This window comes from Actinospica sp., assembly GCF_035552695.1.
Classification (GTDB): Bacteria; Actinomycetota; Actinomycetes; order Streptomycetales; family Catenulisporaceae; genus Actinospica.
In genome coordinates, this window is sequence record NZ_DASZKT010000160.1 from 47,102 (window position 1) to 53,462 (window position 6,361).

The following is a 6,361-nucleotide window of genomic DNA, read 5'->3' on the forward strand; positions in this document are numbered from 1 at the left end:
GGCGGGACGACTTCCGAACCGAATCTGAAGCAGACCCTAGACGAGTCCTGTGTAGGAGTCCCAGGCCGGGCCTGCGTGGTCGGCGTCGTCGTGCATGACGGTGGTTTGGATCAGGCCGTAGGGGCGGTCGTCGGCGTGGAAGACCTCGTTGTTGTTGTCGATGCCGAAGCGGGCCAGGTCGTGGGCGAAGTGGTGCTTGTTCGGCGCGGAGAGGCGGATCTCGGCGAGGTATGGGCAGGCTTCCAGGACGGCGCGGCCCATTGCGTGGAGGGTCTGTTGCAGGGCGAGCGAGTGCAGAGTGGCGAAGGTCTCCACGAGGATTCGGCGTACGGTTGCGTATGCCGCGTCCCAGGCGATGTCGGTGGCGATGCCGGTGCGGGTGAAGCGCCAACCGGCGTTGAGGGACGTGGCCATCACGCGGTCCGTGGTCGGCTCCAACACCGTGTACGGGTCCTGGAGGAAGCCGTGGAACTCGGAGCCGGTGGATTTGAGGATTGTTAGATCCTTGATTCCGCCTACGATCCAGGTCTGCAGCTCACCGCCGCCACCTTCCACGGTCACGGCGGCGGTGCGCACCTCTGGGCCGCTGCGAACCCAGGTGTGGTCGTGTTCGGTGCCGTCGACGAGTACACGGTCCCAGGCGAATTGCTCGATCTCGATGCGTGCCGACTCGACCGGCTCGATGTCCTCGACGAAGTGCCGGGCGAGTACGAGGCCGTACTCCTCGATCGAGGTCCAGGGCTTTTGTTTCGCGTACGCGTAGACCGTCTGCTTCTGGCTGTCCGTCGGCAGCACCGCGGCTTGGTCGCCGACTAGGTATGCTGCGTCGAAGCGGCCGCGCAGGGCGGTGGAGACGTTGAGATCGAGGATCTCGTGACGGGGCGTGTCACGGTGGATCCGCACGACGCGGCTCTCCGCCTTGCCGTAGCGGTTGGGGCCGAGCACGATCGCCATCGTTGTCCATCCTTCCAGGTCAGGGTCGGGAGAGCAGGCGGCCGCGGACAGGTGTCGCGGGTGCTCCCGGTTCCGCGGGTGTTGTCGGCGCTGTCGGCGTCGCGGGCGCGGCCGACTCGCCGGCCAGCCACGTGCGGCGTACCGCTCCGATCAGGTCGGCGCCGTCGAACGCGCTGACGGGATTGCGGTGCAGCAGCTCGGCCGCCGAGACGCGGACGGGCGCGTCGGGGGCGAACGCGACCAGGTCGGCTCGCTTGCCCGGCTCGATGCGTCCTCGGTCGGCGAGTCCGACGAGATCCGCGGTCGCCTGGCACATCCACGCCACCACCGACTCCAGCGGCAGGCCGCGCGCCGCGGCCGCGGTCCAGACGGCGGGCAACGACACCTGCAGCCCGGCGATTCCGCCCCACGCCTGGGCGAAGTGCCCGTTGCCCGCGAACTTCATCTCGGCGGTCGACGGGGAGTGGTCCGAGGCGATGACGTCGATCACTCCGTCGATCAGACCCTGCCACAGCTGCTCGCGGTTCGCGGCGGAGCGGATCGGCGGGCAGCACTTGTACTGCGTCGCGCCGACTGGGATCTCGGCCTCCGCGAACGAGAGGTAGTGCGGGCACGTCTCGACGGTGAGCGGCAGGCCCTCGGCCTTCGCGGCTGCGATGGTCGGGAGCGCGTGGGCGGAGGACAGATGCAGGATGTGGGCTCGGACGCCCGTCGTACGCACGGCGGAGATCACGTTCTCGATCGCGGTGATCTCCGCGGTGTCCGGACGGCTGGCGAGAAAGCCCTCGTAGTCGCCGGGCGCGGCGTGCGCCTCCGCGTGCGCCAGCACCTCCGGGTCCTCGGCGTGCACGATCAGGAGCCCGTCGAAGGACGCGATCTCCGCTGCCGCCGCGTGAAGCTGAGCGGTTGTCAGGTGCTCGAACTCCGGCACACCCGAAGGTGCGAGGAACGCCTTGAACCCGAACACCCCGGCTGTCTGAAGGGCCAGCAGCCGCCCGAGGCTCTGTGGCACGGCTCCGCCCCAGAAGCCGACGTCCACCGAGCATGCGCCGCTCGCCGCCGCGCGCTTGACCTCCAGGGCCTCGGGCGTGATCGTCGGCGGGATGCTGTTGAGCGGCATGTCGATGATCGTCGTCACGCCGCCGGCCGCAGCGGCGGCGGTCGCGCTCGCGAAGCCCTCCCACTCGGTTCGCCCCGGTTCGTTCACGTGGACGTGACTGTCCACGACGCCGGGGATCAGCACCTCGTCGTCGGCCAGACGGACCTCCGTACGCGCTGCGACCGCCTCGACGGTCTCGATCACCGCGTCGTCGTCGACGAGGACCGCCGTGATGATCCCCGCGTCCACGACCACCGCGCCCGGCCTCGGACCACGCGGCGTGTAGATCTTGTCCGCTCGAATAATCAGATCATGCATCCGCATCACAGGTCCAAGGTCAGTTCGGCTGTACGCGCCCGCGAGCAGCAGATCGTCATCCGGTCGTTCGCGGTCCGCTCCGCCTCGCTCAGCACCTCGTCTCGATGATCGGGGATTCCGGTGAGCACCGGAACCAGACACGCGCCGCAGATCCCCTGCTCGCAGGAAAGATCCACGTCCACGCCGTTCGCCGGCAGCACGTCGGCGACCGACGAGCCCGAAGGAACCCGATACGTCTCGCCGCTGCTCGCTACCCGGACCGCGAACTCGTCGCCTTCGGAAAGCGCGGCGGAAGCCTCGGCATCGAGTGTGAACGTCTCCTGGTGCAGCTGCTCGTCCGCCCAGCCGGCCTTACGCGCGCGAGCCCTGACATGTTCCATGAACCCGGCCGGCCCGCAGACGTAGACGTGCGCGTCGGGAGCAGGATGCTCCAGTTCGTCCGGCAACGCGGTGCGAGCGCTCTGGCCCTGGGTACTTAGCCGCAGGTGCACGCGATCGGCGTACGGCCGGGTCGCGATGTACTCGAGGAGCGGCGCACTGTCTCGATCCGGTGCGTAGAACCACAGATCGAACCGGTCGCGCTCGTGCCACAGAGCCTCGGCCATCGCCCGTAGCGGCGTGATCCCGATTCCGGCACCGAGTAACAGTGTGCGTGTGCCCCGTACCGGCGGGAACCTGTTGTGTGGCGAACTGACCTGCACGATGTCGGTCACCCGCAGTTCGTCGTGCAGGGCAGCCGAGCCACCGCGCCCGCCCCGCTCCCGCTTGACGCAGATCAGGTACCGGCCATCGGTCGCGGAGGAGTAGAGCGAGTACTGGCGCAGGTGTCTGCCGAATCGCACGTCGATGTGGTCACCTGGTCGCGCTTCTGGCAGCCTTCCGCCCGAGTCGGGGTGTCGTAGCTCGATGAGCAGCGCGTCCGTGGCCGCGCGGGTCAGCGCGTGCACGACGGCGGGCATGCTCGTCGCCTGAGTGTTCGTCGTCATCGCCCGTCCCCGCTCAGGCCGTGAAGAACGAGCCGAGGCCCAGGCCGCGCAGCGCCCTGCGGTACGCGATCGAGCTGCGGTCGGCCGGGACGTTCACCTCGAGCCTCGGATCGAGCGGCAGATTCTCCGGCTTCTGCACCTCGACGATCGCCCGGTCCTCCTCGAACACGATCCGGTTGAAGTCGTGGACGGCCTGCTCCGGCTGGTCGGTGTCGAAGTTCCGGCAGATCGGCGCGAACATCCGCGTCATCCGGGCCGAGACGGGAGAGGCCGCGTTCATGATCGACAGCTTGCCCTCGTCCGGGAAGTGCACCACGAGCGTCGCGGTGAACGGCACGTGCAGCCGGAAGTGCCGCAGCCATTGGAATCCCGGCTTGGAGCGGTCGACGACCCCGATCGGGTAGTTGCCGACCGTGCTCCAGTACTCGACCTCGAACCCGTCCGGCGTAGGCGCCGCGGCGTAGTCCGGCACCACCGGGTTGTCCGGGTTCCCGAAGGACTTCAGATGCACGAAGCCGAAGTGCGCCACGTCGAGGAAGCCCTCGATCTGCCGCCCGGCGAACGCCGCGATGTCGATCCACGGGCAGTTGATCCGCTGGAATCCCGCGTCGTCCCAATGCGGGTGCGTCGGGATGTCGGGCTCGGTATCCGGGTCGGCCGCCAGACAGGTCCAGATCAGGCCGTAGCGCTCGACGGCCGGGTAGGTGCGCAGATGCAGCCGGGACGGGATCTTCGCCTGCGGATGCGCGGGCACGTCGACGCAGCGTCCCCCGGCGCCGAACCGGAAGCCGTGGTACGCGCAGGTGATCCCGCGTGCGTCGCCCCGGCCAAGGCTCAGCGGCGTGCCGCGGTGCGGGCAGATGTCGTTCGCGATCACGGTCCGGCTGTCGTCGGTCCGGTAGACGACGAGGGGCTGGTCGAGCAGCTTCACGCCGAGCGGCGCCGCACCGACCTCCGTGGCCAGCGCGATCGGGTACCAGTAGCGTGCGATGATCCGCCAGTCGTCCGGATCGAAGGTGCACTCGCGGGGAACGGTCAGCTCAGCGGGCATGACTCGGCCTTTCAACGGTTCGCGGGGACGCACAGGCCCGGGGCCAGGGCTGTGCGCGGAGGAAGGGTGTTGAGTTCGCGACTCAACTCCCGTGCGCCACACGCCCCCGCGTCCAGGCGACGCGGCGGATCTGCTGCAGACTGCCGCTGCGCCCACTACTACGCACGTGCCGCGTCATGCCGATCCTCCTTCGTCGCCCGCGATATCCGCTGAACCGTCTTCGAAAAGCTACGAACGCGCTGTTTCCGCCGCGCGTCCCGCCAGTTGCACGCCGATTTCTCTTCAGGCACCGCGCTACCCTGAGGCGGTGATCGCAGCGAGCGCGCGGCAGCAGGCCGCGGACGTCCCGCAGACCGAGCGCGAGCGGTTGCTCGGCCTGGCTGTCGACTACGTGCTGAGCAACGGCGTGGCCTCGCTGACCCTGCGCGGACTGGCCACGGCCATCGGGTCGAACAATCGGATGCTGCTGTACTACTTCGGCAGCAAGGACCAGCTCACCATGGACGCGCTGGACGCCGCGGCCTCCCGGTTCCCGCGCTTCCGCAGCATCTCGCAGCACCTGCGCAGCAGCCCGGCCGACCTTGAGACGCGGCTGTCCGAGGCCTGGGACGGGATCTCCGCCGCCGAGACCCGGCCGTTCGCCCGGCTGTTCTTCGAGGTCTTCGGCCTGGCCGTGAACCGGCCCGACAGCTACGGCGCCTGGCTGGAGCAGGTCGCGCACGGGCTGGTCGACGACGTGACCGCGACCCTGGAGCGCGAGGGGATGCGCCGGGCGTCCGCCGAGGTGCTGGCCCGCGAACTGGTCGGCTGCTGGCGCGGCCTGCAGATGGACCTGCTCAGCTCCAGCGACGAGCGACGCGCCCACCTCGCCGCGCAGGCGGCCGTCAGCTCGGTCTGCGCACGCGTCGGCCGCGACTGAACCATTCGGTTCATCTGGAGTTATCGCGCCTCGCGTTACTGCCGGGTTTCAACTCCCCGAACAGCCTGATCTGCCATTGACCCGCTATTGAATCGACTGGTTCAATCCATCTCGGAACCGCAGTATCGAGGAACCGCAGTACCGAACCGTGGAGGTGGCGATCGTGGGTGTGCTCGACGAATCCGGGGTCTTCGATGCCTCGGACCTGAACGGGATCCGCTGGTACTACCAGATGCACGGCTACGCCGTCGTGCGCGGCCTGTTCTCGGACGGCCATTTCGCCCGCATGGAGTCCGAGTGCGTCGCCGCGCAGACCCGCGTCGTCGCCGGGGACCTGCCCGAGCGCTACGGCTCGACGAAGTACATTGACGACCCCGCGAAGGCGGAGAAGTTCGCGAACTACGTCGAGCACGTGACCGAGGTCGCGCCCTCAGTGCACGAGGCCGTCACCGACGAGAAACTGCTTGGCATTCTCAAGCAGCTGCTCGGCGACGACCTCTGGTTCGGCGATATCGTCCAGTCCGGCGTGGTCTACCAGGACGCGCGGCCCGGCCGGGAATCCGGCTACACCCGCATCGGCTGGCACTCGGACTGGCAGGCGAGTCCGAGCATGGATATCTGGCCCGCGACCTCGTTCACCCTGCACATCGACGAGACCAGCCCCTGCAACGGATTTCTGCGCGTCGTGCCGGGCAGCCACCTGTGGGCCACGCCCGCGCCGTACCGGAACGTCAACAACATCGCCGTGCCCGACACCGCCCGCCCGGCCGGTGGACGCACCCTGACGCCGCCGCCGTTCCCGATGCCGCTGGCCTTCGAGAAGGTGCGCGGCGAGGTCGCCGTCTACGCCGAGCGCGGCGACGTGCTGCTGCACGACTGCTACCTCTGGCACTCCGCGACCCGCGCCACCGACGACCACGCCACCCGCCGCCACCTGCGCGGAAGCTACTTCGCCGGCGCCAAGCCCACACCGGAGCACGAGAGCGAGTTCATCAAGAACGCCGCGCGCTAGCTGCTCTGCGTAGGGTAGCCGC

At 68.9% G+C, this 6,361-nt stretch carries 6 protein-coding genes; 2 read left to right on the top strand and 4 right to left on the bottom strand.

Features of this window, described 5'->3' with window-relative positions; all coding sequences use genetic code 11:
- Positions 1-36: 36 nt before the first annotated feature.
- From pucL to VG296_RS19555, 4 genes are read right to left on the bottom strand one after another with little or no spacing between them, the layout of a single operon-like run.
- A complete protein-coding gene (gene pucL / locus VG296_RS19540; RefSeq protein WP_325567600.1) occupies positions 37-954 on the bottom strand; it encodes a factor-independent urate hydroxylase in 918 nt (305 codons plus the stop codon).
- A gap of 19 nt (positions 955-973) precedes the next feature.
- Positions 974-2,377: an allantoinase AllB gene (gene allB / locus VG296_RS19545; RefSeq protein WP_349259622.1), complete on the bottom strand. Its 1,404-nt coding sequence runs from the start codon at positions 2,375-2,377 to the stop codon at positions 974-976.
- Positions 2,377-3,357 (bottom strand): PDR/VanB family oxidoreductase, encoded by a 981-nt coding sequence (locus VG296_RS19550; protein WP_325567604.1) that lies wholly within the window; start codon positions 3,355-3,357, stop codon positions 2,377-2,379. The genes allB and VG296_RS19550 overlap by 1 nt, the downstream gene beginning before the upstream one ends.
- A gap of 13 nt (positions 3,358-3,370) precedes the next feature.
- The gene (locus tag VG296_RS19555; protein ID WP_325567606.1) at positions 3,371-4,408 is read right to left on the bottom strand and encodes an aromatic ring-hydroxylating dioxygenase subunit alpha; all 1,038 of its coding nucleotides are present in this window, start codon (positions 4,406-4,408) and stop codon (positions 3,371-3,373) included.
- Between the two features lie 307 nt (positions 4,409-4,715).
- Here VG296_RS19555 and VG296_RS19560 point away from each other — a divergent pair, with 307 nt between their 5' ends.
- A complete protein-coding gene (locus VG296_RS19560; RefSeq protein ID WP_325567608.1) occupies positions 4,716-5,327 on the top strand; it encodes a TetR/AcrR family transcriptional regulator in 612 nt (203 codons plus the stop codon).
- A 148-nt stretch (positions 5,328-5,475) separates the two neighbouring features.
- The gene (locus VG296_RS19565; protein WP_325567610.1) at positions 5,476-6,339 is read left to right on the top strand and encodes a phytanoyl-CoA dioxygenase family protein; all 864 of its coding nucleotides are present in this window, start codon (positions 5,476-5,478) and stop codon (positions 6,337-6,339) included.
- Positions 6,340-6,361 lie beyond the last annotated feature (22 nt).